Source organism: Streptococcus hongkongensis, assembly GCF_053206145.1.
In genome coordinates this window covers 26,530-53,473 of record NZ_JBRUGD010000007.1, presented here as the reverse complement: position 1 = coordinate 53,473, position 26,944 = coordinate 26,530, and the positions used below count along the sequence as shown (strand labels likewise).

The 26,944-nt window shown below is 37.3% G+C and carries 28 protein-coding genes; 27 read left to right on the top strand and 1 reads right to left on the bottom strand.

Features of this window, described 5'->3' with window-relative positions:
* Window positions 1–46: 46 nt before the first annotated feature.
* Window positions 47–820 carry a glycyl-radical enzyme activating protein gene (locus tag ACVRZD_RS05555; RefSeq protein ID WP_447450345.1) on the bottom strand — a complete coding sequence of 258 codons (774 nt, stop codon included), beginning with the start codon at window positions 818–820 and terminating at the stop codon, window positions 47–49.
* Between the two features lie 324 nt (window positions 821–1,144).
* Here ACVRZD_RS05555 and ACVRZD_RS05550 point away from each other — a divergent pair, with 324 nt between their 5' ends.
* The 27 genes from ACVRZD_RS05550 (at window position 1,145) to ACVRZD_RS05420 (ending at window position 26,943) form a co-directional block, all read left to right on the top strand.
* Window positions 1,145–2,116, top strand: coding sequence for a sugar-binding transcriptional regulator (locus tag ACVRZD_RS05550; protein ID WP_037626367.1), 972 nt, complete (start codon window positions 1,145–1,147; stop codon window positions 2,114–2,116).
* 417 nt (window positions 2,117–2,533) lie between these two features.
* Window positions 2,534–3,277 (top strand): DeoR/GlpR family DNA-binding transcription regulator, encoded by a 744-nt coding sequence (locus ACVRZD_RS05545; protein WP_037626369.1) that lies wholly within the window; start codon window positions 2,534–2,536, stop codon window positions 3,275–3,277.
* Between the two features lie 14 nt (window positions 3,278–3,291).
* Window positions 3,292–4,275, top strand: a complete 984-nt coding sequence (locus ACVRZD_RS05540; RefSeq protein WP_037626371.1) for a sugar-binding transcriptional regulator — start codon at window positions 3,292–3,294, stop codon at window positions 4,273–4,275.
* A 228-nt stretch (window positions 4,276–4,503) separates the two neighbouring features.
* Window positions 4,504–4,830 (top strand): PTS lactose/cellobiose transporter subunit IIA, encoded by a 327-nt coding sequence (locus ACVRZD_RS05535; RefSeq protein ID WP_037626373.1) that lies wholly within the window; start codon window positions 4,504–4,506, stop codon window positions 4,828–4,830.
* A gap of 16 nt (window positions 4,831–4,846) precedes the next feature.
* The gene (locus ACVRZD_RS05530; RefSeq protein WP_037626375.1) at window positions 4,847–5,155 is read left to right on the top strand and encodes a PTS sugar transporter subunit IIB; all 309 of its coding nucleotides are present in this window, start codon (window positions 4,847–4,849) and stop codon (window positions 5,153–5,155) included.
* Window positions 5,156–5,165: 10 nt separating this feature from the next.
* Entirely contained in the window at window positions 5,166–6,479 is a 1,314-nt protein-coding gene (locus tag ACVRZD_RS05525) for a PTS sugar transporter subunit IIC (protein WP_037626377.1), read from the top strand.
* Between the two features lie 125 nt (window positions 6,480–6,604).
* Window positions 6,605–9,022 carry a glycyl radical protein gene (locus ACVRZD_RS05520; RefSeq protein WP_037626379.1) on the top strand — a complete coding sequence of 806 codons (2,418 nt, stop codon included), beginning with the start codon at window positions 6,605–6,607 and terminating at the stop codon, window positions 9,020–9,022.
* 13 nt (window positions 9,023–9,035) lie between these two features.
* Window positions 9,036–9,704, top strand: a complete 669-nt coding sequence (locus ACVRZD_RS05515; protein WP_037626381.1) for a fructose-6-phosphate aldolase — start codon at window positions 9,036–9,038, stop codon at window positions 9,702–9,704.
* 32 nt (window positions 9,705–9,736) lie between these two features.
* Window positions 9,737–10,825, top strand: a complete 1,089-nt coding sequence (locus tag ACVRZD_RS05510) for a glycerol dehydrogenase (RefSeq protein ID WP_447450344.1) — start codon at window positions 9,737–9,739, stop codon at window positions 10,823–10,825.
* A 312-nt stretch (window positions 10,826–11,137) separates the two neighbouring features.
* Window positions 11,138–11,608: a hypothetical protein gene (locus tag ACVRZD_RS05505; protein WP_052128137.1), complete on the top strand. Its 471-nt coding sequence runs from the start codon at window positions 11,138–11,140 to the stop codon at window positions 11,606–11,608.
* Window positions 11,586–12,311 (top strand): ABC transporter ATP-binding protein, encoded by a 726-nt coding sequence (locus ACVRZD_RS05500; RefSeq protein ID WP_037626383.1) that lies wholly within the window; start codon window positions 11,586–11,588, stop codon window positions 12,309–12,311. The genes ACVRZD_RS05505 and ACVRZD_RS05500 overlap by 23 nt, the downstream gene beginning before the upstream one ends.
* Window positions 12,304–13,428 (top strand): ABC transporter permease, encoded by a 1,125-nt coding sequence (locus ACVRZD_RS05495; RefSeq protein WP_447450343.1) that lies wholly within the window; start codon window positions 12,304–12,306, stop codon window positions 13,426–13,428. Before ACVRZD_RS05500 ends, ACVRZD_RS05495 begins: the two co-directional genes overlap by 8 nt.
* 114 nt (window positions 13,429–13,542) lie before the next feature.
* Window positions 13,543–14,628, top strand: coding sequence for an ABC transporter permease (locus ACVRZD_RS05490; protein ID WP_037626402.1), 1,086 nt, complete (start codon window positions 13,543–13,545; stop codon window positions 14,626–14,628).
* A gap of 1 nt (window position 14,629) precedes the next feature.
* The gene (locus tag ACVRZD_RS05485) at window positions 14,630–15,310 is read left to right on the top strand and encodes an ABC transporter ATP-binding protein (RefSeq protein ID WP_037626387.1); all 681 of its coding nucleotides are present in this window, start codon (window positions 14,630–14,632) and stop codon (window positions 15,308–15,310) included.
* A gap of 36 nt (window positions 15,311–15,346) precedes the next feature.
* A complete protein-coding gene (locus tag ACVRZD_RS05480) occupies window positions 15,347–16,036 on the top strand; it encodes a response regulator transcription factor (RefSeq protein ID WP_037626389.1) in 690 nt (229 codons plus the stop codon).
* The gene (locus ACVRZD_RS05475; RefSeq protein ID WP_447450342.1) at window positions 16,023–17,084 is read left to right on the top strand and encodes a sensor histidine kinase; all 1,062 of its coding nucleotides are present in this window, start codon (window positions 16,023–16,025) and stop codon (window positions 17,082–17,084) included. Before ACVRZD_RS05480 ends, ACVRZD_RS05475 begins: the two co-directional genes overlap by 14 nt.
* Before the next feature lie 796 nt (window positions 17,085–17,880).
* The gene (gene relB, locus ACVRZD_RS05470) at window positions 17,881–18,219 is read left to right on the top strand and encodes a type II toxin-antitoxin system RelB family anti-toxin (RefSeq protein ID WP_037626391.1); all 339 of its coding nucleotides are present in this window, start codon (window positions 17,881–17,883) and stop codon (window positions 18,217–18,219) included.
* Window positions 18,220–18,342: 123 nt separating this feature from the next.
* Window positions 18,343–18,618, top strand: coding sequence for a zinc ribbon domain-containing protein (locus ACVRZD_RS05465; protein WP_037626404.1), 276 nt, complete (start codon window positions 18,343–18,345; stop codon window positions 18,616–18,618).
* Between the two features lie 254 nt (window positions 18,619–18,872).
* A complete protein-coding gene (locus ACVRZD_RS05460) occupies window positions 18,873–19,898 on the top strand; it encodes a S66 family peptidase (RefSeq protein WP_037627213.1) in 1,026 nt (341 codons plus the stop codon).
* A gap of 90 nt (window positions 19,899–19,988) precedes the next feature.
* Window positions 19,989–20,915 carry a CPBP family intramembrane glutamic endopeptidase gene (locus tag ACVRZD_RS05455; RefSeq protein WP_037627163.1) on the top strand — a complete coding sequence of 309 codons (927 nt, stop codon included), beginning with the start codon at window positions 19,989–19,991 and terminating at the stop codon, window positions 20,913–20,915.
* A gap of 72 nt (window positions 20,916–20,987) precedes the next feature.
* Window positions 20,988–21,197, top strand: a complete 210-nt coding sequence (locus ACVRZD_RS05450) for a hypothetical protein (RefSeq protein ID WP_037627165.1) — start codon at window positions 20,988–20,990, stop codon at window positions 21,195–21,197.
* 5 nt (window positions 21,198–21,202) lie between these two features.
* Window positions 21,203–22,105: a DMT family transporter gene (locus tag ACVRZD_RS05445; protein WP_447450341.1), complete on the top strand. Its 903-nt coding sequence runs from the start codon at window positions 21,203–21,205 to the stop codon at window positions 22,103–22,105.
* A 12-nt stretch (window positions 22,106–22,117) separates the two neighbouring features.
* Window positions 22,118–22,606, top strand: coding sequence for a prolyl-tRNA synthetase associated domain-containing protein (locus ACVRZD_RS05440; RefSeq protein WP_037627167.1), 489 nt, complete (start codon window positions 22,118–22,120; stop codon window positions 22,604–22,606).
* A gap of 295 nt (window positions 22,607–22,901) precedes the next feature.
* Window positions 22,902–24,851 carry a BglG family transcription antiterminator gene (locus tag ACVRZD_RS05435; protein ID WP_447450340.1) on the top strand — a complete coding sequence of 650 codons (1,950 nt, stop codon included), beginning with the start codon at window positions 22,902–22,904 and terminating at the stop codon, window positions 24,849–24,851.
* 4 nt (window positions 24,852–24,855) lie between these two features.
* Window positions 24,856–25,314 (top strand): PTS sugar transporter subunit IIA, encoded by a 459-nt coding sequence (locus tag ACVRZD_RS05430; protein WP_037627170.1) that lies wholly within the window; start codon window positions 24,856–24,858, stop codon window positions 25,312–25,314.
* Window positions 25,315–25,325: 11 nt separating this feature from the next.
* Complete coding sequence (locus ACVRZD_RS05425) at window positions 25,326–26,657, top strand: PTS galactitol transporter subunit IIC (protein WP_447450339.1); 1,332 nt, start codon at window positions 25,326–25,328, stop codon at window positions 26,655–26,657.
* 1 nt (window position 26,658) lies between these two features.
* Window positions 26,659–26,943, top strand: coding sequence for a PTS sugar transporter subunit IIB (locus tag ACVRZD_RS05420; RefSeq protein ID WP_037627172.1), 285 nt, complete (start codon window positions 26,659–26,661; stop codon window positions 26,941–26,943).
* The last annotated feature ends 1 nt before the right edge of the window (window position 26,944 follow it).

The window sequence follows — 26,944 nt, the reverse complement described above, 5'->3', positions numbered from 1 at the left end:
CTTATTATTGTTACGAGTAATGTCGTAGCTATAATAGGATTTTTTGTTAAAAATAACAATGAATATTGTGATTGAGAAAGACTTGCTGATATTCTTCTAGATCTTCAGGGTGGTAGGCTGCAACATCTGACATGGTGTAGTCTCTTCCAAGTAGTTTATACTTGTTTTCGCCAAATTGATGGAAGGGGAGGAGTTGAACTTGATTGATGTCTAGGTCGTTAAAGAGTTTGGAAAAAGCTTCAGCATCTTCCAAGCTATCATTAAAATGTGGAATAATGGGGATGCGAAGGACGATAGTTTTGCCACTTTTAAAAGCATAGTGGATATTTTTGATGATCACATCGTTTGCTACCCCGGTTACCTCACGGTGTCTGCTGTTATCATAGTGCTTTAGGTCAGTATAGATGAAATCAACATATTGGATTAACTCAACAAAGCGACTGTGATTGGTGTAGGCAGTCGTTTCAATGGCAGTATGAAGTCCCTCTTCTTTTGCTTTCGCTAGAATTTCTTTAGCAAAAGCAAATTGGGCAAATATTTCCCCACCAGAGAGTGTTAGACCACCGCCTGATTCCTCATAAAAATCGCGATCTTTCAGTACTTCTTCCATTATTTGGTCAATGGTCTTGACTTGGCCAACAGTTTCGTAGGACTGCCCGTCTGCTTTTAGCATGTTCTCGGGTTCCCTTTTTTGAGATTCGGGATTGGCACACCAAGGACAGAGTAAGGGGCACCCTTTTAAAAATACGGTAGTCCGAATACCAGGGCCGTCATGGATGCTAAAATGTTGAATATTAAATACGATACCTTCTTTTGCCATAATGGAATTTTCCTTTCCTATACCGATATCATAACAGATATACGTAAATAAATCAATTACGTTCGAAAGCTTTTACTTCTTTTCATTTTGAAAGAGAATTGATACAATTAATGGTGAAGCTAACTATATGAATAGACTAGTAAAGTTGATGGTAATAGTCTTTCAAAAGTATTACAGTTACCGATTCTTTATTAGAAAATGAGATGGCTTAATGTGCCTCTATAGTTGTGCCATCCTATTGTCACTGACAGTCAGGTGATAAGGGACTGTTGAGGGATCATCAATGTGACGGTGTTTAAAAGTAGAAGGTGAGATTCTGCAATCATGAGAGAAGAACGAAGACGGCTGATAGCCAAAATTGCTTACATGCATCATGTCAAAGAGAAAAGTCAGACCCAAATCTCAAAAGAAATGGGTATTTATCGAACCACAGTTTGTCGCATGCTGGCAAAAGCAAAGGAAGAAGGTATTGTTCAGGTTACTTTAAAAGGTTATGATACAGAGCTTTTTGCACTTGAAGAATATGTGAAAGAAAAATATTTATTGGAAAATATCGAAATTATTGCCAATAGTCCAGAAGACGACGACACCTTACTCTTACAAAAAATGGGTAAAGCCGCTGCAGAAATTGTTCGTAACTTAATTGAAGATGGAGACAGAATTGGCTTATCCTGGGGGAGTTCCCTTAGTGCTATGATCGATCATTTTGAAGCAAAAGTCACCAATGATGTGGTTGTTCTTCCTTTAGGAGGTGGACCTAGTCATGTTAATGCACATTTGCATGTCAATAGTTTAATTTATCGATTAGCAAAAGATTTGAAGGCAAAGAGTGTTTTTATCAATGAAAAAGTTATCCAAGAAAATACTGTTGCGGTAGAAGCATTTAAGTCATCAGGCTACTATAAAAATACGTTACAAAAATGGTCACATCTGAATATGGCAATTGTTGGCATAGGTGGTGAGCTTGATAAGAATGAAACTAGTCAGTGGCGAGATTTATTGACAGATAAGGACTATAAGAATCTTCAAGAAGAGCAAGCTATTGGTGAAGTTTCTTATCGGTTTTATAATAAAAAAGGTATCAAGGTCTGTAGTTCACTGCAAGATAGGACCATTGGAATTACTATTGAACAGTTGACGATGGTTCCCAAAACCATCGCCATTGCAAGAGGGGCTGAAAAGACACAGGCTCTGCTTGCGGCACTTAGAGCAGGTTTTATGAATTATCTAATCACTGATCGTGAAACCATTCTAGCAGTTCTCGCCTTGGATGGAGACAAGTATTACGGGAGATAGAAATAAGATAAAAAGATATTGCACTTTCGTGCAATATCTTTTGCTTTCGATTTGACTGGAAAACTATTGCTTTTATTGAAGAAATAGATGGAAAATAATTACGAAAAAAACAATGTTATTTACAAATGAAAGTTTATAAACTATGTTAATTTTGTGAGGCAATATGTAAATGATTCATAGTAATGCAGCACCTTACTAACATGACTTGGTAAAGACAGAGTTTGTAGTGGTGAAGGTTATTGTGCTTTTATAGCTAAAGAAATATGACTGATGCCCTTGTTGAAAATTGGTGACAGCATAGTTGATAGGAGTTGAAAATAAGAATACTATTAAATTTTTAATATTTAATTACGTTCGTAAGGTATTATTTCTTTTCAATTTCGTTTAGAATTGATACAATACCAATGAGGTAGAAAAATGAATCGATTAGAAGAAATTGTCCAATTAGTGTCCCAAAAAAAGAAGATAGATGTCAATAGTTTATCTGAGAAATTAGGTGTTTCAAAGGTAACTATCCGAAAAGACTTAGATAAGCTAGAAAGTAAAGGGTTGTTAAGACGAGAACATGGCTATGCTGTGTTAAATAGTGGTGATGATTTAAATGTTCGTTTGTCTTATAATCACGATGTTAAACAAAAAATTGCTGAGAAAGCAGCAGAATTGGTTCATGATAATGATACCATTATGATTGAATCAGGATCAACTTGTGCTTTGCTGGCAGAAGTTTTGTGTCAAAGTAAACGTAATATTAAAATCATTACGAATTCTTGTTTTATTGCTAATTATATCCGTCAGTATTCAACCTGTCAGATTATTTTGTTAGGTGGTAATTATCAGCCTAATTCAGAGGTGACTGTTGGTCCCTTGTTGAAAGAGATGATTTCCTTATTCCATGTGACACATGTTTTTGTTGGAACAGATGGGTTTAATGCTGAGATAGGATTTATGGGGAAAGACATGATGCGCACAGAAGGTGTCAGAGCAATGGCGCAAGCTGCTGAACAAGTTACCATCCTAACAGACTCTAGTAAATTTGATCGATCAAGTTTAGTGCACCAGCTATCTTTAGAAACTGTTAAGCGTGTTATCACCGATTCGCATCTGAAGGCAGACCATAAGGAAGTCTTGCTAGAAAATGGCATCGACGTGATTTTTGTATAGGATAGGAGCTTAGGATGAAAGATGAACGCAAACGCCTCCTAGCTAAAATTGCTTATATGTACTACATAGAAGAAAAGAGTCAGACACAAATTGCGAAAGAACTATCTATCTATCGAACAACTATTTGCCGTCATCTTGCTAAGGCAAAGTCAGAGGGTATTGTTCGTATTGAAATTAGTGACTTTGATACCAAACTTTTTCAACTTGAAGACTACGTGAGACAAAAGTATGGGATTGAAAAAATTGAATTGGTCGCTGATATCGCATCTGACAGACCAGAAGAAGTTCTCACAAAGGTTGCTAGGGCAGCGGCTGAATTGGTTCGACAGACCATTAGTGATGGTAACCGTGTTGGCTTATCTTGGGGGTCTTCTATCTCGAGTATGATTGATGAATTGGATGGCAAGTCATTGAAAGATATTTCAGTTTTACCATTGGCTGGTGGACCAAGTCATATTAATGCAAAATATCATGTTAATACCCTTGTTTACCGTTTGGCACGTATTTTTCACGGTGAAAGTACTTTTATCAATGCTATGGTCATTCAAGAAAATGTTGCTCTGAGTCAAGGGATAAGCGGTTCAAAGTATTTTCAAACAATTTTGAAGGATTGGCAGCAGTTAGATCTTGCAATTGTCGGAATAGGTGGCGAACCTAATGAAACACAAGAAAGTCAGTGGCGAGATCTGTTAACAGCTGAAGATTATGAGGAGTTGCGACAGCAAGATGCTGTCGGTGAAATTTGTTGCCGTTTCTTTAATGAAAAGGGGCAGGCCGTCTATCAAAATCTTCAAGATCGAACAATTGGAATTGACTTAGAACAACTGAGAGAAGTTCCTAAGACTATTGCTATTGCAAGTGGGACTGAGAAGGCAAAAGCGATTCAAGCAGCTTTAAAATCAGGGGTTATTAACTGCTTAGTTACTGATCGAACAACGATCTTAGCTGTCTTAGCTTTAGAAGGAGATAAGCAAATCAATAACTTTCTGGCTGAGTAGTAAAACTTATAAAAAAGTCACCTTCTGATAATTCAGAAGGTGACTTTTTATAGGAGTTGCTAGGCTAATTGTTTAAAAATTACGAACCATCCAACAATTAGCACAAATGTGCTAGTTAAATAATTATCGCACTAAAGTATTGCTAAAGAAATGCCTCGATGATAAAATTTAATTATAAAATGTAAACGGTTGCAATCAAAGGTAGTAACTAATATAAAAGGAGTTAATATGGAAATTATTATACCGGATCAAATGATTATGGGGCTTATTTTAGATGCAGGTAATGCCAAACAGCATATCTACCAAGCCTTAAAATTGGCAAAAAAAGATGATTTTACAGCCTGTGATGAGGAGATTGCTTTGGCCGATCAAGCCTTACTTGAAGCACATAATTTGCAAACACAGTTCCTAGCACAAGAAGCTAGAGGGACTAAGTCAGAGATTACGGCTTTATTTATTCATTCACAAGATCATTTGATGACGACAATTACTGAAATCAACCTCATCAAAGAAATTATTGATTTGCGTCGTGAACTTCAATTACAAAACCATTAAAATAAAGGAGAAAAAGATGATTAAGATAGGATTATTTTGTGCAGCAGGCTTTTCAACCGGTATGTTGGTTAATAACATGAAAATCGCTGCAGAAGACAGAGGTATTGCATGTGATATTGAAGCTTACCCTCAGGGAAACTTAGCTGACTATGCCCCAAATCTAGATGTTGCTCTTCTTGGTCCACAGGTAGCATATACCCTTGATAAATCAGAAGCAATTTGTAAAGAAAATGGCATTCCAATTGCAGTTATTTCATTTGCAGACTATGGCATGCTTGATGGTAATAAAGTTTTAGATTTAGCATTGTCACTAATTGACAAGTAGGAGGCTTAACATGAAACAAGTCAATACACAAAAAATAATTACACCAATTATGACATTTGTTAATATGCGTGGAATTATTGCACTTAAAGATGGTATGCTTGCCATTTTACCCCTAACGGTTGTTGGTAGTTTGTTTCTTATTATTGGGCAATTACCATTTGAAGGCTTAAATAATGCCTTAGCTGATATGCTTGGAAAAAACTGGACAGAACCTTTTATGCAAGTTTACAGTGGTACGTTTGCCATTATGGGGTTGATTTCTTGTTTCTCAATTGGTTACTCTTACGCAAAAAATTCAAAAGTTGAGCCATTGCCTGCCGGCGTGCTCTCTTTAGCTGCCTTTTTCATTCTTTTAAAATCATCATATGTGCCAATAAAAGGTGAACCAATTGGTGATGCCATGAGTAAAGTTTGGTTTGGTGGACAAGGGATCATCGGAGCCATTCTTATTGGTTTAACTGTAGGAGCTATTTATACTTTCTTTATCAAACGACACATGGTGATTAAGATGCCTGAACAAGTGCCACAAGCTATTGCTAAACAATTTGAAGCGATGATTCCTGCTTTTGCAATTTTTATTCTTGCCATGATTGTTTACATTATGTCTAAAATGATGACTGGTGGAGGAACATTTATTGAAATGATTTACTCCGTCATTCAAGTGCCACTTCAAGGGCTAACAGGTTCCTTGTATGGTGCCATTGGTATTGCTTTTTTCATTTCCTTCTTATGGTGGTTCGGGGTCCATGGGCAATCTGTTGTCAATGGTATTGTAACGGCATTATTACTCTCAAATTTAGATGCCAATAAAGCCATGCTAGCGACAGGTAAATTATCATTGTCTAATGGTGCACACGTTGTTACGCAACAGTTTCTGGATAGCTTCCTTATCATCTCAGGATCTGGCATTACCTTCGGCTTAGTTATTGCGATGCTATTTGCTGCAAAATCTAAACAATATAAAGCTTTAGGTAAGGTTGCTGTTTTCCCAGCTTTGTTTAACGTGAATGAGCCAATTGTTTTTGGCTTCCCAGTGGTTATGAACCCATTGCTGTTCCTACCATTTATTATGGTTCCAGTTTTTGCAGCGATAATTGTTTACAGTGCAATTTCAATTGGTTTTATGCAACCATTTGCTGGTGTTACCTTACCTTGGTCAACCCCAGCTATTATTTCAGGCTTCATGGTTGCCGGTTGGCAAGGAGCTTTTATTCAATTAATTATTTTAACCATGTCAACAATCATTTATTTTCCATTTTTCAAAATTCAAGACAAAATGGCCTATGAAAGTGAATTAGAACAAGAAGTTAAGCTTGCAAAGTGATGCACAAATGTGCAAAATATTTTAACTTGATTTTACCATCTGGAAACTCTTACTTGCCTCCAGTAATATGATAGAATAGTTACGAAAGAAACATTATTAATTTCGTAAGAAACGAGGACAACCTTATGATCCAAACACAAACTTCCCATTTTGGCAACCTCACAAAAAGAATGTCAGCTTACCGCGAGGCTGTTTTAGACAAAAAACCGTATATTGATGCTGAACGTGCTATTCTAGTAACAGAAACTTATAAAGCACATCAAGACAAACCAGCAAATCTCAAGCGAGCTTATATGTTGCAAAATATTTTGGAGCATATGTCAATCTACATTGAAGATGAAAGTTTGATTGCTGGAAACCAAGCTTCTTCAAACAAAGATGCACCAATCTTCCCAGAGTATACCCTTGAATTTGTTATTAATGAATTGGATCTCTTTGAAAAACGTGATGGTGATGTCTTCTATATTACAGAAGAAACCAAAGAACAATTACGGTCGATTGCACCCTTCTGGGAAAACAATAACCTTCGTGCACGCGCAGGGGCTCTCTTACCAAAAGAAGTTGACGTCTATATGGAAACTGGCTTCTTCGGCATGGAAGGTAAGATGAACTCAGGCGATGCCCACTTAGCTGTTAATTACCAAAAAGTCCTTGAGTTTGGATTGAAAGACTTTGAGAAGCGAGCACATGCAGCAAAAGATGCTTTAGACTTGACCGTTCCGGAAAATATCGACAAGTATCATTTCTACGACTCTATTTTCATCGTCATCGATGCCATTAAAACCTACTCTCGCCGTTATGCGGAGTTGGCTCGTCAAATGGCTGAAACGGCTTCGGCTGATCGCAAAGCTGAACTTTTGGAAATTGCCCGTATTTGTGACAAGGTGCCTTATGAGCCAGCTGAGACATTTGCAGAAGCGGTCCAATCTGTTTGGTTTATCCAGTGTATTTTGCAGATAGAATCAAATGGTCACTCCCTCTCTTATGGACGTTTTGACCAATACATGTATCCTTATGCCAAAGCAGATTTAGAAGCTGGACGTGAAACAGAAGACTCAATTGTTGAACGCTTAACCAATCTTTGGATTAAAACCTTGACCATTAATAAAGTGCGTAGCCAATCTCATACTTTCTCATCTGCTGGTAGCCCAATGTATCAAAATGTAACGATTGGTGGTCAAACCAGAGATAAAAAAGATGCCGTCAACCCAATGTCATACATGGTCTTGCGTTCAGTAGCCCAAACCAAATTACCACAACCAAACTTGACTGTTCGTTACCATAAAGGCTTAGATAATGACTTTATGAATGAATGTATCGAAGTCATGAAACTTGGATTTGGGATGCCAGCTATGAATAATGATGAAATTATTATTCCATCCTTTATCAAAAAAGGTGTCTTGGAAGAAGATGCTTATGACTATTCAGCTATCGGCTGTGTTGAAACAGCTGTCCCTGGTAAATGGGGCTACCGTTGTACAGGAATGAGCTATATCAACTTCCCTAAAATCCTATTAATCACTATGAATGATGGTGTTGATCCATCATCTGGTAAACGCTTTGCAAAGGGACATGGCTACTTTAAAGATATGAGCTCTTATAATCAGTTGAAAGCAGCCTGGGATGAAACACTCCGTGAAATTACTCGGATGAGTGTTATTGTCGAAAATGCCATTGACCTTGGTCTGGAGCGCGAATGCCCAGATATTCTATGTTCTGCCTTAACGGATGATTGTATCGGCCGTGGGAAGACTCTGAAAGAAGGCGGTGCCGTCTATGACTTTATCTCTGGCCTTCAAGTAGGGATTGCCAACCTTGCTGATTCCTTAGCAGCGCTTAAGAAATTAGTCTTTGAGGAGAAGAAACTGACCCCTCAAGAATTATGGCATGCTCTGGAGACCGATTTCGCGGGAGACCGCGGTGAAGAAATCCGCCAAATGCTAATCAACGATGCTCCTAAATATGGGAATGACGATGATTATGCAGATCTTTTGGTGGTAGATGCTTACGACACTTACATTGATGAGATTGCGAAGTATCCAAGTACCCGTTATGGTCGTGGTCCTATTGGTGGTACCCGTTATTCAGGAACGTCTTCTATTTCGGCCAATGTTGGTCAAGGTAAAGGAACTTTGGCAACACCAGATGGTCGTCATGCGGGAACACCTCTTGCTGAAGGTTGCTCGCCTGAACATAGTATGGATAAAAAGGGACCAACCTCTGTTCTTAAATCTGTTTCTAAATTAAGGACAGATGAAATTGTCGGTGGGGTCTTGTTAAATCAAAAAGTTAACCCACAAACACTTGCTAAAGAAGAAGATAAAGTCAAGTTGATGGCCCTTCTAAGAACCTTCTTCAATCGTCTGTATGGGTATCACATTCAATACAATGTGGTCTCTCGTGACACACTCATTGATGCACAAAAGCATCCTGAAAAACACCGTGATTTAATTGTCCGTGTGGCTGGTTATTCTGCGTTCTTTAATGTTCTCTCTAAAGCCACTCAAGATGATATCATCGAACGGACTGAACATACATTATAAAAGGAAAAGTATTATGGAATATATGTTAGATACCCTCAATCTTGAGGCAATCAAAAAATGGTCAAAAATTTTACCCCTGGCTGGAGTTACGTCAAATCCGACAATTGCTAAAGCTGAAGGTGATATCGATTTCTTTGAACGTATTAAAGAAGTTCGTACTATTATTGGAGATCAAGCTTCTATTCATGTTCAAGTAGTCGCAAAAGACTATGAGGGGATATTAAAGGATGCTGCTGAAATTCGTCGTCAGGCCGGAAATGATATTTTTGTTAAAATTCCTGTAACAACTGAAGGATTAGCAGCTATTAAGACCTTAAAGGCCGAGGGCTATCATATTACTGCCACAGCAATCTATACAACATTCCAAGGTTTATTAGCTATTGAAGCTGGTGCCGATTATTTAGCACCTTACTACAATCGTATGGACAATTTAAATATTGATCCAGAAGCTGTCATTGGACAGTTAGCCGAAGCGATTGATAGAGAGTGTTCAGATAGTAAAATTTTAGCTGCCAGTTTTAAAAATGTTGGTCAGGTAAACAAAGCCTTTGCTTTAGGTGCGCAAGCTATAACAGCAGGTCCAGATGTTTTCGAAGCAGGTTTTGCAATGCCTTCTATTCAAAAAGCAGTGGATGATTTTGGGACTGATTGGGAAAGCCTCTATAACCAAAGACACATATAATGTGATAAAAAGGAACAGATTGGAGATTTTTTATGAAAGTATTTGCTAGTCCATCTCGCTATATTCAAGGGAAAAATGCCTTGTTTGATAATCATAAGCATATTCTCAATTTAGGTGTCAAACCAATTCTCTTATGTGATGACTTAGTGTATCAGATAGTTGGCGAAAAATTTGAAACTTACCTCAATGAGCATGACATTTCTGTAAATTATGTTGCCTTTAATGGTGAAGCATCGGATAATGAAATCAACCGTGTTACTGAGCTTGGTCGTGATAAGGAAAATGATTTAATCATTGGACTTGGTGGCGGTAAAACAATTGATAGTGCCAAAGCTATTGCTGATCAACTTAATATTCCATTAATCATTGCCCCAACGGTAGCATCAACGGATGCCCCAACATCTGCTTTATCAGTTATTTATACAGACGATGGTGCTTTTGAAAAATATATTTTTTATTCAAAAAACCCAGATCTTGTATTGGTTGATACCCAAGTTATCTGTCAAGCTCCACCACGTTTGCTAGCCTCTGGGATAGCAGATGGCTTAGCAACCTGGGTTGAAGCACGTGCGGTTCTTCAAAAGAATGGTGATACCATGGCTTTTGGCAACCAAACCTTAGCAGGAATAGCAATAGCTCAAGCTTGCGAAAGAACACTCTTTGCTGATGGTTTACAAGCCATGGCTAGTTGCCAAGAAAAAGTTGTGACCAAAGCATTTGAAAATGTGGTCGAAGCCAATACCCTACTCAGTGGTCTAGGTTTTGAAAGTGCTGGCTTAGCAGCTGCGCATGCTATTCATAATGGGTTTACTGCCTTAGAAGGGGATATTCATCATTTAACCCATGGTGAAAAAGTAGCTTATGGGACATTAACCCAGTTGTTCTTGGAAAATAAACCTAAAGAAGAGATTGATCGGTATATTCGTTTTTACCAACAAATTAAAATGCCAACGACATTAAAGGAAATGCATCTTGATCAAGCAAGCTATGATGAATTACTTAAAGTTGGTAAGCAAGCAACCATTGAAGGTGAAACAATTCATCAAATGCCATTTAGTATATCAGCAGAAGATGTAGCTGATGCACTCTTAGCTGTTGATGCCTATGTGAAGACTCTTTAATCTTGTAGGAATCAGTCAAAAGATAGTGGGAAAAAATCAGTAATTTAGTAGAAATTTGATTTTGTCTTCCCACCTCCGCAAAGTTGAGTAGGGCTGTAACACCTGATTTCAACGTATTAGAGTTCACTCAACCACCGCGTTACTTACATAAATCTATAAAAACATACTAAGATTAGTAGTGAAGAAATTTCCGACGGGAGAAATCTTCACTACTTTTTCCTTTGTGATAAAGTAGAGGTGGTTTTTCTATCTGATGTATAATGTTGGCATCAAAAAGTAAATCTCATGAAATGTAGAAAGGTCCGTAAGGTCATGTCATTATTCCAAAAAGAAAAGAGTCGTCATGTTGTAGCGTTTAATGATGAGCAAAAAACGGTCATAATATTTAACAAAAAAATTGATTACAGTCAGCTTAAAGAGGTTAAGTTGTTGGTTTCGGGTGTTTCTTCTACGATAGAAGAATTACAAATGAGGCTTGATCCACAGCTGCATTACCTTGATTATTATGCCATGACATCTTTAGAAGTCGTTATTATGTTGAAATCACCTTCTAAAAGTGAAGTCATTTCTTTTTTTAAGACACCCTATCAAGCTTCAGAAAAAGAAAGGCTAGCTTTGGCTAGAGAAGCTATTGACATAGTCAGCAAATTAACGAAGCTAATCAAAAAAAGCAATCACAGCCAATTTGACAGCCAAGAAGCTAGTCATTATACTTGGATTATAAAAAAGGTGAGTAATTACTTACCTAAAAGGGGTGTATATGGAACAGTTATATGTGCTTGATGCATTAGAAAAATCATATGGCCAAACGAAAATCCTTGATAAGGTTAGCTTTTCGCTATGTGCCGGTCAAATTGTTGGACTCATAGGACCGTCTGGTGCTGGTAAATCAACGATGATTAAATTGAGTTTAGGCATGGAAAAAGTTGATTCAGGCCAGTCAACCATATTAGGTGTTGCGATGCCCAATCGACAAGTGCTTGGGAAGATTGGATACATGGCACAATCGGATGCTCTTTATGAAAATTTGACAGCTTATGAAAATCTTAAATTTTTTGCTCGAATGAAAGACATGAAAGGTCAGTCCCTTAAAGAATCAATTATGCATGTCAGCAAAATTGTTGGTTTAGAAAATGATCTGTCTAGATTAGTTTCGGGCTTTTCAGGAGGAATGAAAAGGCGCCTATCATTAGCTATTGCCTTATTAGGTCACCCTCAAGTTTTGATTCTAGATGAACCAACAGTTGGCATCGACCCATCCTTACGTTTGAAAATTTGGCAGGAATTATACCAGCTAAAAGATAGGGGTGTCGGCATTTTAGTAACAACCCATGTTATGGACGAAGCCGAGAAAACAGATAAAGTGGGTTTGTTGCTCGATGGACGGTTAATAGCACTAGATACACCAACGAATTTAAAAGCATGCTATGGCGTCTCAAGTATAGAAGAAGTCTTCTTGAAAGCAGAGGGAGAACAAGATGATTAGTGCTATTGTAAAAAAGATCATTACGGAGTTACTCAGGGACAAACGAACGGTCCTTATGATGTTTGTTGCCCCTATTTTCATCCTTTTTCTTATGAATGTGATGTTTTCAGCAGAAACCAGTGTATCTGTGAATCTTGCAGGGAAGAACCTCCCAACAGAATTGGTCAAAGGATTAAAGAAAGTAGATGGCATTCGTCTGACAACTGTTTCTTCACGAAAAGAAGCAGTTAAAGGAATGACAACCGATAAGTATGATGCTTACCTTGTCAGAGAAGATGATGGGAACTACGGTCTCCTCCACGCTAATACAGATAGCTCAAAGACCAAATTCACGCGTCAAGCCATTAAATCAGTCCTGACGGCAGATGGACAAAAGGAACTGATTTCAAGCATCAGTAAAAAATTAGCACAGTTAGCACTGCCAAAGGCAACACCGCAAACGAAAACTGCACTTCAAATCGACCCATCTAAACTTCCCAAAATAAGTCAAAGCTATCACTATGGCGATAAAAATACCAGCTTCTTTGCAAAAATGATACCCGTTCTAATTGGTTTTATTACTTTTTTCTTTGTTTTTTTGATTTCGGGAATGGCTTTGCTGAAAGAAAGGACCTCAGGCACACTTGATCGTCTCTTAGCAACCCCAGTCAGAAGATCACAAATTGTTTTTGGTTACATGATTTCCTATGGCATACTGGCCTTAATTCAGACAACCATTATTGTCATTGCATCTGTTTACTTTATGAAGTTAGAAGTTGTAGGTAACATTTATTTATTAATCTTTGTTAGTAATGTTTTAGCATTAGTGGCCTTAGCCTTTGGAATTTTGTTATCAACGCTTGCGAAATCAGAATTCCAAATGATGCAATTCATTCCCTTGGTCGTTTTACCACAGCTTTTTTTCTCGGGCATCATTCCATTAGACACCATGGCTAGCTGGGTCAGAGGCATTGGAAAATTCTTGCCCTTATCATACTCTGGACATGCTATGTCAGCAATCGTTTTACAAGGTAAAGGAATTGCTGATATTTGGCTGGATATAGCTGTTTTGTTAATGATTTTAGTTGTCCTCACAATTGCTAATATTTTAGGGATGAAACGCTACCGTAGAGTGTAGAAAGGACTTTGTCTTCACTTTGAAAAGACCCTTGATCTTTTTTTTTGAGGTCATATTCAGGTCACATTTCTTTTTTATAATAAGGACATATTCATTATGAAGGAGAAAATGATGTTGACATTAGCATGGGAAGAAATTAAATACCAACCCAAAAAATATATTTTAATCGAACTACTTATTGTCTTAATGTTGTTTATGGTTCTTTTCTTAACAGGTCTTAGCAATGGTCTTGGACGTGAGGTAAGTGCTCAAATTGATAACTATGGCAATTTAACTTATATCTTAAAAGATGATGCTAAAGGTAATATTACCTATTCTAATATGACGCAAAAAGATAAAGATAACTTATCAGATAAAGCACTTACTAATCTATCAGGCTTGACGATTCAAAGAGCAAATGTGACAAAAGACGGCAAAGGAGATAAAAAAGATATTAGCTATTTTGCTATTGAAACTAGTAAACTCTTAAACCCTGACATTAGTCAGGGGAAGGCTTTATCGACAGGTAAAGAGGTAGTTCTTGATGACAGTTTTAAACGAGAAGGGATTCGTATTGGTGATAAACTTAAGGACTCAGCCTCTGAACTCAGTTTAACAGTTGTTGGCTTCACAAAGGATGCTAAATATGGCCATAGTGCTATTGGATTTATCAGTAAAGACACTTATGTTGCTATGCGTCAGGCAAACCAACCTCATTATGAGTGGTTACCTCAGGCTTATGTGACTGATCATCAACTGTCAAATAAAGATTTGCCAAGTAGTTTAAAAGCTTATCAGAAGCAGTCAATTATTGAACAGATTCCAGGCTATCAAGCTGAGCATTTGACCTTAACAATGATTACTTGGGTGCTTTTACTGGCTTCGGCAGCTATTTTAGGCGTTTTCTTTTATATTTTAACCTTGCAAAAATTACATCAGTTTGGTGTCTTAAAAGCTATCGGATTCACCATGTCAAAAATTGCTTTAGCACAAATCCTGCAAATTGTCATTTTAGCAAGCATTGGTATTAGTGTAGGAATCCTAGCAACACTTGGTTTGGCTCAAGTTATGCCTTCAGGTATGCCATTCTTTTTAGAATACCAAAGGATAGTAGTGGTTGCATTAAGTTTTGTCGCTATTACTGTTACCTGTGGCGCACTTTCTTTATTGAAAGTGAGACAAGTAGACCCTGTTCAAGTTATTGGTGGAAATGGAGAGTAAAATGAGTGTATTACAATTAAAAGGAATAACAAAAAGTTTCCAAGATGGTGAACAAGAACATCTTATTTTAAATAATCTTGATTTGACTGTTGATAAGGGGGAATTTGTTGCTATTTTAGGTCCTTCAGGATCGGGCAAGTCAACACTTTTATCAATTGCAGGGCTGTTGTTATCAGCTGATTCTGGGCAGGTCAAATTGGCTGATCACGAACTAAGTCAGTTGAAGCAAAGCCAATGGACAAAAAAAAGGAATGAATTGCTCGGCTTTATCTTCCAAGATCATCAATTGTTACCTTTTATGTCTATCAAACAACAATTAGCTCTGGTTGCTGGAATAAAAGATGACCGCAAGAAAAAAGAAATTGAAGCAGATATTCAAGAATTACTTAAAGAATTAGATATTTTATCTTGTCAAAATAAACGACCTAATAAAATGTCAGGTGGACAAAAGCAACGCGCAGCTATTGCACGTGCCTTTGTAGGTAATCCCCAGTTAATTTTAGCTGACGAGCCAACAGCCAGTCTAGATGCCACTAGAGGGCGTGAAATTACTGAACTCATCCGAAAAGAAGTCAAGGCAAAAGGGAAGGCAGCTGTCATGGTAACACATGACCAACGCATCTTAGACTTAGTTGATACGATCTATGAATTAAAAGATGGTAAATTAGAAAAAGTTTCTTAGTGCCTGGTGTGATATAATGTCATCAAAGGAGAGTTTATGTTTCATATCCTAGTAGCAGAAGATGATATCAGTTTAAATAAGATTATCACTACAAAATTAAAGCAAGCTAATTTTCAAGTTTTTTCAGCATCCAATGGTCAGGAAGTTCTAGATATTTTGGATCAACAGCAGATTGATTTATTGATTACGGACATCATGATGCCCGTGATGGATGGTTATACTTGTGTCAAGCTGTTAAGAGAAGCCGACTATACCTTACCAATCTTAATGATGACAGCAAAATCTCAGTTTGAATCCTTAGAAGAAGCTTTTAAAGTCGGCGTTGATGATTATTTGGTTAAACCTATTCGATTGCAAGAACTCGTTTTGAGAGTGCAGGCTCTTTTAAGACGGGCGCAATTGGAAGCCAATCACGTGTTGAACTTTGCTCATACAAGATTAGATTATCAAGATTTGACAGTTACCAATCTGGATACTGGTGCTATTGAACAGGTCCCAATGAAAGAATTTTATGTTCTTTATAAGTTATTGAGTCGCCCTGAAAAAATCTTTACACGACTAGATTTACTAGATGATATTTGGGGCATGGGAGATGATAAGGATGAACGTCTGGTAGATGCCTGCATTAAGCGGATTAGACAAAAATTTAAAGGCAATTCTGATTTTGAAATAGTCACTATCAGGGGGCTAGGCTACAAAGGAAAAGTGATACATGAAAAAAACTAGGGAACTTCAATTTTCATTGCGTTATTATTTTGTGATGTTATTCATTGCAATCTTAATTATCAGCTGTTTATCTGCTATTGTCCTGGTAACCTTACTAAAAACAATGTTCAACCTGGAGGGGGGCACTTATTTTTGGCTTACAATGTATAGTTTGGTTATTTTACTTGTAGGTAGTCTCATTATGTGGCAAGGATCAATTCACTTGACCAAGCCAATTAGCGATTTGAACCGAGCTGTTAAACGTGTTTCCACAGGTGATTTTTCAACAAAAATAGTTCGCAAAGCTTACCCTAACGATCAGGCACCTTTTCACAATGAGATTGATGAGTTAAGTCAAAATTTTAATCAAATGTCAGAGGACTTACAGAATTTAGCCCAATTGCGTCAGGATTTTATCTCAAATGTCTCGCATGAGTTGAAGACACCAATAGCTTCACTTTCAGGAATTAGTGAATTATTATTGTCAGACCAACTAGAATTAGCTGATAGAGCAGACTTATTGCATTTGATGCAAAGTGAAACAGATAGATTAAGTCGCTTGTGTGAGAGCATTTTAAATTTATCAGGACTTGGTAAAGGGTATCAAGCTAAGGATGAGTCCGTAAATATTAGTGAGCAAATCAGACATGCGGCGATTATGCTAACAGAAAAATGGCAAGACAAAGTAATCAATTTTTCACTACCTGACGCTTCAACAAGTCCCATCATCACAGATGCAGATTTAACCATGCAAGTGTGGATGAATGTGATGGATAATGCCATTAAATATTCCCCAGAGCAAGTTGACTTGACTGTTACCTATGATCAAACGCCAAAAGGCTTATCAGTCAGCATCACAGATAAGGGAATTGGGATCAGTTCAGAGAACCAGCGTCATGTTTTTGAACAATTTTATCAAGCAGACCAGTCACATGCCAGTCAAGGAAATGGGCTAGGTCTAGCAATCGTTAAACAAATTGTAGTCTTGTTAAATGGAGAGATTAGTTTAGTCAGCGTAGTGGGACAAGGAACGACTGTCACCATTGATTTGCCAAATATAAAAAGCTAGAGGAATTGAATTGCAGACCAACTATTAGAAAAGGGCTCTAATAATTGGAGGCAGTTCAATTTTTAACTTGTTCAGTTTAAGACTATTTTTATACGTGTTTGGAAAGCTAAGTCTAGGAAGAAAGCGACAGGTTAATCAGATCATCAAAGTGATGAAACTGGCCAAGGAAATTCGTAAAGCTTCAGAAATGTACCTTAAAAATAGTAGCATAAGTCATCATAACTTGTTTGGCTGACAATAAATATTACAGACATTTTAGACATGTATTACAATTTTGCAAAAGTCCGGTTATTATTGTCAAATTTTATTGAATAAGTGTATAGTGAATGTAATACATAGATTGATGACTTGTAATTATCTAATAAGAGACTCAGATAAACGACATGAGAGGTTAGGATGGTTATACAGTGGTGTAACGAATTCCTAATCTTTTTCTTTTTTGTAACAATTGTGATGATAGACCCCTTCTTTAAAAACTTGATGGTAAGGGCTGGTTACTGGTGAGTGAAAACAACTGTCACTTTATTGCTGATACTTCAAGTGCGACTTTACCTAATAAATAAGCTATTTAGAATTATTCTAATTGAAATAGTGTGGGAATGGGATGATTTCTGGAGACACTAGAAATAAAAAGCACAACTTTTAAAAGTTGCTATATTATTAAATTGAGTAAATCTTATAATGAGTTATCAGATTTGACAAACCTTTTAAGGTTGAAAGCAAATAAAAATGTCATTAAAAAAACTAAACAAAATTTAGATATATATGTAAAATGAATGCTATGAGGTAAAAATTAATGGAAAATAAAATATTACAGGAGTATATTTCCAAGAGGATTCGACTTTTAAGGTTGGAACGAGGGATGACCCAAGAACAACTAGAGGAAAAAGCAGACCTCGGGACTAATTATGTGTACAAATTAGAAAATCAGTCAACCAATATAAAAGTGAAAACTCTCGAGAAAGTGATGAAGGCATTAGAAGTAGACTTTGAAGGCTTTTTTGACATTAGCTTGATTGAAGAAAATTCGGAACTGTCAGATCTCATGATGCAAATCAAAGAATTATCTTCAGGACAACAAGATCGCATCATAAAAGCCTTATCAGTGATAATCGGAGAAATAAAAGGTAAATAGGCCTTCGTTTCTCTCAATAGAAAAGAAGCGTATTGAGTTACGCTTTTTTTAATGAAAAGTTCAGAAAATAAGCTAAGTATAAATATATATGATAAAATGGAACTGAATGATGGAGGTAAACCGATGGAAAAAATGTGTCAATCTTGTGCCATGCCCTTAATGCCAAAGGGACAGGATTTTAGAGGAAGCAATGGCGATGCGACCAAATCAGCTGATTACTGTTACTTGTGCTATGTTAATGGTCACTTTACCTCTCCTGATATTACTTTTGCGCAAATGGTTGCTTTAGGACGTGATGGTATCTCAAAGGGGAAAGGGAACACCATAATAAAGATGCTCTTCAAAGCGAGTTATCCTATGTTATTAAAAAAGACAAAACGTTGGCAAAACGTAAAATAGAGAGAGTGGGACAAAATCAGTCATTTCCTGGAAATTTGATTTTGTCGTCCCACCTCCGCAAAGTTGAGTAGGGCTGTAACAGTTGATTTTCAACGTATTAGAACCCACTCAACCACTGCGTCATATAGACATCAGTCTACCAAAAAGAAGCAGGGAAGATTATCCCAGCTTCTTTTATTAGAAAAAAATGATTTCCTCTTTTCAAACACACGACTTGCTGTTATAATGTCAAAAAAGCAAGGGAGGTAGAAGTGATGATTAAGAAAGTAGGTATTGTCAGTTTATCTAGTGGTATCTTGGGTGAAGAGATGGTCAAGCATGAGATTGATCTTGGTCGAAAGCGATTGAAGGAGATGGGTCTAGAGGTTACATTTTTGCCGCATAGTTTAAATGGGCTTGATTTTATAAAAAATAACCCCAAGGCGCGTGCTGAGGATTTGATACAAGCTTTTTCTGATCCGGAGATTGATTTGATTCTTTGTGCCATTGGTGGGGAGGATACCTACAGACTCTTACCTTACCTATTTGAGAACCAGGCCTTAGAAAAAGTCATCAAACAAAAGCCCTTTCTAGGCTTCTCAGACACAACTATTAATCATTTGATGTTGCACAAGTTAGGGATTGAGACCTTTTATGGACAGGCATTTCTCCCAGATATTTGTGAGTTGGACCAAAAAATGCTTCCTTACACGGAGCATTATTTCAAAGAATTGATTGAAACAGGCAGAATTTCACACATAAAAGCAAGTGATTTATGGTATGATGAGCGAACAGATTTTTCTGATAATGCCCTAGGGACACCTCGTGTTTCTCATGAAAATCAGGGCTTTCAACTGCTGAAAGGATCGCGTCAATTTAGTGGCCCTATATTAGGTGGTTGCTTGGAATCACTCTATGATCTCTTTAATAATGAGCGTCATGCGGATAGTGTAACACTTTGTCAACAATATCAGCTTTTTCCAGATGTGGAGGAGTGGCGTGGCAAAATTCTTTTACTTGAAACAAGTGAAGAGAAACCAGATCCTATTCTTCATAAGAAGATGTTGCTTACTTTAAAGGAAACAGGAATATTTTCTGTAATCTCTGGAATATTAGTTGGAAAACCCATGGATGAGACCTTTGATCAGGCTTATAAAGAAAATTTATTAGAGGTGATTGAGCAAGATATTTCAATTGTCTGTAACCTAAATGTCGGGCATGCGACGCCAAGAGCAATTGTCCCATTTGGTCCAGTTGCCCATGTCGATGCAGAAAAAGGAATCATACGTTTTAGCAGATAAGCAGCCAATATGGCTGTTTAGTTTGTTTTGGCGTTGTGATGAGACTTGAAATGATAAAAAATGGTATTATTATAATAAGATAAAAAAGAAATGAGGGTAGAAGTGGTGAAACAAATCTTAAGGTTTACGACAGATAGATACCAAAAGTTACCAGCTTGGTTAATGATCATTCTTGCTTGTTGTATGACACAGCTTTTTGTGACAATCGGAGTCGTACTTTATTTTGTAGGGTCATTAATTATTTTTTTGATCTACAGCTTAAGCAAAAACGGTCATACAGGAAACATTTTAAGTGTGGTGCAGGGAACGCACTATAAATTATTTAGTTTTCTATGTATAGCACTTGTTTTGATGGCTTGGGTCAAATGGTATGAAAGGCGTCCAATAGCAAATTTAGGTTTTTTTAAAAAGAAATGGGCTTTTGAGATCCTAAAGGGGTGGTTTTATGGGACCGTTCTTTTATCAGCCACTTGTGGTTTGATCTATTTGTTTGGAGGCTTAAGCTTTGACAAAGTTGATTTATCAAGTAAAACAATTTGGTATGTTTTGTCTCTTCTTCCGTTGTGGTTGATTCAAGGTGGTACAGAAGAGTTGATTACGCGTGGCTGGCTTTTACCATTAATTAATAAACGCAGCAATCTAGCTATTGCAGTAGCAGTATCAAGTAGTCTATTTGGCTTGATGCATTTAGGAAATGACCATGTGACGATTACTTCGATGCTTAGCTTGATTTTATCGGGTTTCTTGATGGCTCTTTATATGCTAAAAACGGATAATATCTGGGGAGTAGTTGGCTTGCATGGTGCTTGGAACTTTATGCAGGGGAACTTTTTTGGTGTGGCTGTTAGTGGTACTCCAACTGAAGCGTCAATTCTAACAGTTAAGAGTAAAGCGGGTACACCTGACTGGTTATCAGGCGGAGCTTTTGGGATTGAAGGCAGCCTCATAGCTAGTCTTGTTCTCTTGGTTGGAATAGGCATTTTGGCTTGGCAATTGAAAAAAGAAGATGTTATTTAGAGACAATTTTGACTCAGGAATTTAGGCTTTCTTTCGTGCTATAATAGAAGAAAGACTTTCGGGAGGGATCATATGTCTGATAGGCAATTACTTTGTGATTTACTGGATCGTGTGCAAGACCGTTTTTTGGAGACCATTGATTCAGAAAGTTTAGAAGAGATTATTGACCGTTCTTGGAATTCACCTGTTTCACGGGCCGTGCGTTTGGTGTCAAGCATTGATGATGCTCTCATGCATTCTGGTCAAGCTGTCTACACGAGGCGATTGGTTATAGGGAAGTAGGAATAATGAAAACTATTGAAAAAAAGGAGCTTTGGATTGGGTCACTTTGTGCTATTGGTTGTGAAATTCTCTTTGGCTTAAGTTATCTTTTCACCAAGGAAGCTGGCCAGTCAGCGTCAGCATTGGCTTTACTAGGTTGGCGTTTCCTTGTGGCAGCCCTCTTTATGCTCCTTTTACTGGTATTAAGACTAGTCAAGGTTAACTACAAAGGCAAATCTCTCAAGTATGTCCTTTTTGCTGCCCTTTTTAGTCCTGTTCTCTATTTTCTTGGGGAAACATTTGGAATAAATCTAACAACAGCATCTGAAAGTGGCGCCTTCCTAGCCTCTATTCCAGTCATGACCCTAATAGTTGCAGCGCTGATATTAAAGCAAAAACCGAGTAAGCATCAAGTTCTTGGGATTGGTATTACAGTTTCTGGGGTTTTGCTTAGCGTCATGGCCGTAGGCCTGTCAGCAAGTTTTTCCCTGCTTGGGTACACCATGCTTTTTCTAGCAATTCTATCCTATGCCTTCTATTGTGTTTACGTAGACAAGGCTAGCCATTTAACAGGGGTAGAATTAACGGTCGTCATGATTTTACTTGGTTTTCTGGTCTTCGCAAGTCTTGCTATCATGGAGGCCATTAGTCAGCAAACCCTCCAGCACCTAATGACTTTGCCTTTTGAGAACAAGACCTTTGCGCTAGCTATTCTTTACCAAGGAATCGGTTGTTCTGTCTTAGCTTTTTTCCTCTCTAATGTGGCTATTGCTAAGATAGGGGTTAATCGAACGGCTTCATTTATTGGAGTGTCAACGGCAGTAGCCATTGTGTCTGGTATTCTCCTATTAGGAGAATCATTTACGAGCTTGCAAATTTTTGGCGTTTTGGCTATTATGATTGGTGTATATACCTCAAATCGTGGATAAAAGGAGTTGCTTATGGATTTATATCAAGCTGTTGAAGATAAGTTAAATGAGCTAGGCATTGCTTTTCAAATAGTCGAGCATGAACCAGCCTTGACGACTGAGCAAGCTGATGCTTTTATTGAAGGCATCGAAGGTGTTCGAACCAAAACCATGTTTTTAACCAATAAAAAGAAAACACAGTTTTATCTCTTGATAATGGATGATCAAAAGATGTTGGATATGGATGCTTTTAAGGAAATTGTTGGCGCAAATAGAATGCGTATGGCTTCTAGTGAGAGTCTTTATGACAAGATGCTTTTACCACCAGGCGTCGTCTCTCCATTTGGTTTGCTCAATAATAAAGACCACGATATCGCAGTCTACATTGACAAGGAAATTATTTCAGAAGAACGTATGAGCTTCCATCCCAATACCAATGACAAGACAATTTTCATAGCTACCAAAGACTTGTTAAGATTTTTAGAAGCAATAGATTACCCAGCGACAATCATCGACTTGTAAAAAGCCCTGAGAAGGGCTTTTTGCGATAGAGAAATTCCCGTATTTGCAAAATTTCCAATAACAATTTTCTTACAGTGATATAATAAAGACACAAAAGGAGTTACTTTAGGAGAATTAACACCAGATTGGTGGTTATAATGGATTTTAGCTATAATGAAAGAACTAGACTGAATAAGGTCTAGTTTTTTTGATAACGTTAAGATAATGACAGAGGTTCCAGATTAATGTGGACTATTTTTGGTTTAATGTTTGGAAACGTTTTCTGTATACTAGAATTATAGAAGTGAGGTGGGGAATGAACCGTCGGCAAAAGGAACTGTTAAGAGAGTTATTAAATCTTGAAGATTTTGTTAGTGCACGTTATTTAGCTGAGGTCTTTCAAGTATCTACAAAAACTATTTACAAGGATCTCTCATCACTCGAAGACCGTTTGAAACAAGATAGCTTAACATTGGTTAAAACGCCCAGATATGGAATAGCTATTGAAGGGAGTTCAATTGCAAAGAGTAAGTTACTTTTTGAGCTTAGAACGAATAGTGATAAAATTGGTCCTTCAACAGATTTCTCTGAAAGGGAAATGATTTATTTGAGAAAGCTAATTTTAGAGAATGAGGTTCTTGATATTCTTGATTTAGCACTTGATCTCTATATTAGTGAAAGTTCCGTCAGAAGAGACTTAGAAAAAATAGATCAACTCCTTCGTAAGCATAATCTTTATCTCATTAAGACAAATGGGGAAATTACAATAGGAGGAGATGAGACTGCTGTACGTCATTTTTTCAGAACTTTTCTGATTGAAAAATGTGATCTATATCAAAGTGAAACGGACTGCCAAACCTTTTTATCACAAGTTTTTTCAGAGAAACAATTAACTGAAATTGAGACACTGATTACGCATTATACCAGTATATTCACGATTACGATTCCTGGTCACTTAATAAGCTATTTGATTCTAGATTTATTAATCCACGCAACTCGTATTAAACAGGGCCATTTTGTTAGACAAACACATTTGACATTGGAAGAAGACTTGGAAGGATTGGCTATCTTTCCAATTGCCAGTGAGTTATTAAGTAGTGTGACCTCTATTCCAATTAATCAACTCTTAGATGCTGAAATTCATGCGATCTGTTTGACCCTTTTATCTATTGGTTATGTTAACGAAAAAAATAAAGCATCAGACTATAAACACGTGACACAAGGGTTGATTGAAAAAGTTAGTGAGTTATCAGGAGTCGATTTCACAGGAGATGATCATCTCAGAGATATGATTACTAATCATATGCGTCCGATGATTTATCGACTTAAAAATAATATTAATATTACAAATCAAACCACTGAGGAAATTAAGAAGCGGTATTCCATATTATTTAATGTTGTTTGGATGGCTTCGAAGTTCATTTCTGATCAGTTTGATATTAAATTCTATGATTCGGAGATTACTTTTTTAACCATCTATTTTCAGATTGCAGTAGAAAAGATTCAAAAACCATTACTTCTCTATATTATTTGTCCTCATGGCTTGGCTACTTCGGAATTAATTATTAATTCTGTCAGTAAAATCATTTCACATTACGATCGTATTCAAAAAGTTGACTTATCTCAACTGACTAATGACAAAGCACTTGCTGCGGATATGATTATTAGTTCGGTTGAATTGAAAAATCTAGAGGTTCCCTATATTTTGGTAAGTCCTGTACTAACGCAAATAGAAATGGATAAGATTCAAGCAACCTATCACAAACTGTCAGAAGGTAATCGCAAGATGCTGTCAGTTATGTCAAATGATCAGTATTTTAATCAGTCTGTTATTTCAGAATTAGTTCAAGATCGTATTTTTTTAAAGCAGAAGCTAGCATCACCTGAAAGCATTATCCACATGTTAGTTCAGAACTCTGGAAAAAATAAAAGTGTCGCAGAGCTCTATTACCAATCTATTTTGCAACGTGAAGATCTTGGTTCGACAAGTGTCTATACAGGGATTGCCTTACCTCATGCAGACCCAAGAACTGTCAGAGCCTCACAATTAAGTTTTGTAACACTAGCAGAACCAATTCAGTGGGGAAGTAATAGCATATCTGTTGTCATGCTCATTGCGATTAAAGAAGGTGAGGAAGAAAGGTATAAAGATGCTCTCATTCATTTATATTCCAAAATTAGTCACCAGGCCTTTGTTAATCAACTAGCCCAGGCAAAAACAAAAAATCATTTTATTAACATACTTCTAGGAAAGGAAAGCCAATAGAAACATGGATGAAGAATTAATTTTTTTAAAAGAAAAAGGGATGACAAGTTATCAAGATGTCCTTCATTTTCTCAGTCAACAATTATGTGACAGAGGGATTGTTAAGGAAGGTTTTGAAGAGGCCATCTTAGAACGGGAAATTATTTTTCCAACGGGACTTCAATTTGAGGGCTATGGCGTTGCTATTCCTCACACGGATGCAGAATATGTTAACGAAACAAAACTGGCAATCATGACTTTAGAAAAGCCAGTTACCTTTACACAAATGGCAACTACAGATCAAGCTGTGGAGGTTACTTTTGTGATGATGCTGGCCATTCCGGATGCTCATAGCCAGGTTGACATGCTCCAAAAAGTTATCTCTGTTTTACAAGATAAAGAAACCATAACCACCTTACTTGGCTATTCAGCCAATCAAAAGGCTGATTTTCTTAAACTGTTATCAACATATCATATTATTTAGGAGGCTGTATCATGTTTGATATTTTACAAAAGTTCATCGATCTCGGTGCTATCGTTGTGTTGCCGATTTTGATTTTTATCTTCGGGCTACTCTTAGGAACCCCTGCCCGCAAAGCATTTAATGCCGGTTTGACAGTGGGTATTGGCTTTGTCGGTTTAAATTTAGTGATTGAACTCTTATCTGGTAGTTTGGGAAAAGCTGCGCAAGCGATGGTTGAACGCTTTGGCTTGCAATTAACAACACTAGATGTTGGTTGGCCAGCAGCTGCCGCTATTTCTTATGGTACCCTTCTTGGAAGTCTCGCGATTCCTGTCGGAATTGGTATAAACATCCTCCTCTTATTCATTGGTTGGACGAAAACACTAATGGTTGATATGTGGAATTTCTGGCACGCTGCCTTTGTTGCTTCCCTAGTTTATGCCGTAACACATAACTTTGCTCTAGGTCTTTATGCTATGTCAGCTTATCTTGTGATGATTTATCTCCTTGCAGATATCATCGCACCAGCTATTAAAAAATTCTATGGTTTCCCTAATATTACCTTCCCTCACGGAACATCAGCTCCAGGTTTCTTGGTCGCTATTCCACTAAACTGGCTATTTGACCGCATTCCTGGTTTTAATAAAATTGAAGCAGACCCAGAAACGATCCAAAAGAAATTTGGTATCTTTGGTGAAAGTTCTGTAATGGGTTTGATTATTGGTATTGTGATTGGGATTTTAGCTGGTTATGATTTACAAGGTATTCTACAATTGGGGGTTAAAACGGCAGCAGTAATGTTACTCATGCCACGTATGGTATCTATCCTGATGGAAGGTTTGGCGCCAATCTCAGAAGCAGCTAACGCATTTGTTCAAAAACGTTTCCCAGGCCGCGAAGTTAACATAGGTATGGACTCTGCCCTATCAGTAGGTCACCCAGCAGTCTTATCCAGTTCATTGATTTTAGTACCAATTACTATTATGCTTGCAGTTGTTTTACCAGGTAATAAAACTTTACCTTTTGGAGACTTAGCAACAATTCCATTTGTCGTTTGTTTAATGGCGGCTGTTTTCAGAGGTAATATTGTTCGTACAGTTATTGGTGGTAGTTTATATATGGTATCTATTTTATATATAACCTCTTGGGCTGCGCCACTTGTTACAGCTTCAGCCAAAGCTGCTAAATTTAATTTAGAAGGACATACTAGTATTACTGCAATGGCAGAGGGTGGTTTATGGCCAACAGGTTTATTTATCTTTGCGGCTAATTATATGCCATGGGTAGTGATTACGATTATTCTATTTGTGTCCTTAGCCGGATTATATTATGTCAATAAAGTTGCAGTGAAGAAAGAGGTTTAAAATGAAAAAATTATTAGTTATGTGTGGGTCAGGTATTGCCACGTCAACCGTTGTTATGGGCAAAGTTAAAACTTGGCTTCAAGAAAATGGTTACCAGGATCAGGTTAAGTTATTTCAATCCAAAGTAGCTGAAGAAATCAATCATATTGATGACTATGATATTGTTATCTCAACAACAGTTGTTCCAGACAAAGTAAAAGATAAAGTGATTATGGGCTTACCGTTATTAACGGGGATAGGCGTAGATGCTTTATGGGAAGAGGTTAAAAAAGAAATCGAGGCATAAG

What these genes read in the sequence shown, in the direction of transcription:
- relB (WP_037626391.1), top strand. Translation starts at nt 17,881, where the DNA reads ATGGAAAATAAAATATTACAGGAGTATATTTCCAAGAGGATTCGACTT.
- ACVRZD_RS05475 (WP_447450342.1), top strand. Translation starts at nt 16,023, where the DNA reads ATGAAAAAAACTAGGGAACTTCAATTTTCATTGCGTTATTATTTTGTG.
- ACVRZD_RS05535 (WP_037626373.1), top strand. Translation starts at nt 4,504, where the DNA reads ATGGAAATTATTATACCGGATCAAATGATTATGGGGCTTATTTTAGAT.
- ACVRZD_RS05550 (WP_037626367.1), top strand. Translation starts at nt 1,145, where the DNA reads ATGAGAGAAGAACGAAGACGGCTGATAGCCAAAATTGCTTACATGCAT.
- ACVRZD_RS05425 (WP_447450339.1), top strand. Translation starts at nt 25,326, where the DNA reads ATGTTTGATATTTTACAAAAGTTCATCGATCTCGGTGCTATCGTTGTG.
- ACVRZD_RS05500 (WP_037626383.1), top strand. Translation starts at nt 11,586, where the DNA reads ATGGAACAGTTATATGTGCTTGATGCATTAGAAAAATCATATGGCCAA.
- ACVRZD_RS05545 (WP_037626369.1), top strand. Translation starts at nt 2,534, where the DNA reads ATGAATCGATTAGAAGAAATTGTCCAATTAGTGTCCCAAAAAAAGAAG.
- ACVRZD_RS05495 (WP_447450343.1), top strand. Translation starts at nt 12,304, where the DNA reads ATGATTAGTGCTATTGTAAAAAAGATCATTACGGAGTTACTCAGGGAC.
- ACVRZD_RS05555 (WP_447450345.1), bottom strand. Translation starts at nt 820, where the DNA reads ATGGCAAAAGAAGGTATCGTATTTAATATTCAACATTTTAGCATCCAT.
- ACVRZD_RS05420 (WP_037627172.1), top strand. Translation starts at nt 26,659, where the DNA reads ATGAAAAAATTATTAGTTATGTGTGGGTCAGGTATTGCCACGTCAACC.
- ACVRZD_RS05520 (WP_037626379.1), top strand. Translation starts at nt 6,605, where the DNA reads ATGATCCAAACACAAACTTCCCATTTTGGCAACCTCACAAAAAGAATG.
- ACVRZD_RS05510 (WP_447450344.1), top strand. Translation starts at nt 9,737, where the DNA reads ATGAAAGTATTTGCTAGTCCATCTCGCTATATTCAAGGGAAAAATGCC.
- ACVRZD_RS05540 (WP_037626371.1), top strand. Translation starts at nt 3,292, where the DNA reads ATGAAAGATGAACGCAAACGCCTCCTAGCTAAAATTGCTTATATGTAC.
- ACVRZD_RS05505 (WP_052128137.1), top strand. Translation starts at nt 11,138, where the DNA reads ATGTCATTATTCCAAAAAGAAAAGAGTCGTCATGTTGTAGCGTTTAAT.
- ACVRZD_RS05445 (WP_447450341.1), top strand. Translation starts at nt 21,203, where the DNA reads ATGAAAACTATTGAAAAAAAGGAGCTTTGGATTGGGTCACTTTGTGCT.
- ACVRZD_RS05450 (WP_037627165.1), top strand. Translation starts at nt 20,988, where the DNA reads ATGTCTGATAGGCAATTACTTTGTGATTTACTGGATCGTGTGCAAGAC.
- ACVRZD_RS05530 (WP_037626375.1), top strand. Translation starts at nt 4,847, where the DNA reads ATGATTAAGATAGGATTATTTTGTGCAGCAGGCTTTTCAACCGGTATG.
- ACVRZD_RS05435 (WP_447450340.1), top strand. Translation starts at nt 22,902, where the DNA reads ATGAACCGTCGGCAAAAGGAACTGTTAAGAGAGTTATTAAATCTTGAA.
- ACVRZD_RS05515 (WP_037626381.1), top strand. Translation starts at nt 9,036, where the DNA reads ATGGAATATATGTTAGATACCCTCAATCTTGAGGCAATCAAAAAATGG.
- ACVRZD_RS05525 (WP_037626377.1), top strand. Translation starts at nt 5,166, where the DNA reads ATGAAACAAGTCAATACACAAAAAATAATTACACCAATTATGACATTT.
- ACVRZD_RS05430 (WP_037627170.1), top strand. Translation starts at nt 24,856, where the DNA reads ATGGATGAAGAATTAATTTTTTTAAAAGAAAAAGGGATGACAAGTTAT.
- ACVRZD_RS05460 (WP_037627213.1), top strand. Translation starts at nt 18,873, where the DNA reads ATGATTAAGAAAGTAGGTATTGTCAGTTTATCTAGTGGTATCTTGGGT.
- ACVRZD_RS05465 (WP_037626404.1), top strand. Translation starts at nt 18,343, where the DNA reads ATGGAAAAAATGTGTCAATCTTGTGCCATGCCCTTAATGCCAAAGGGA.
- ACVRZD_RS05480 (WP_037626389.1), top strand. Translation starts at nt 15,347, where the DNA reads ATGTTTCATATCCTAGTAGCAGAAGATGATATCAGTTTAAATAAGATT.
- ACVRZD_RS05485 (WP_037626387.1), top strand. Translation starts at nt 14,630, where the DNA reads ATGAGTGTATTACAATTAAAAGGAATAACAAAAAGTTTCCAAGATGGT.
- ACVRZD_RS05440 (WP_037627167.1), top strand. Translation starts at nt 22,118, where the DNA reads ATGGATTTATATCAAGCTGTTGAAGATAAGTTAAATGAGCTAGGCATT.
- ACVRZD_RS05455 (WP_037627163.1), top strand. Translation starts at nt 19,989, where the DNA reads ATGAGGGTAGAAGTGGTGAAACAAATCTTAAGGTTTACGACAGATAGA.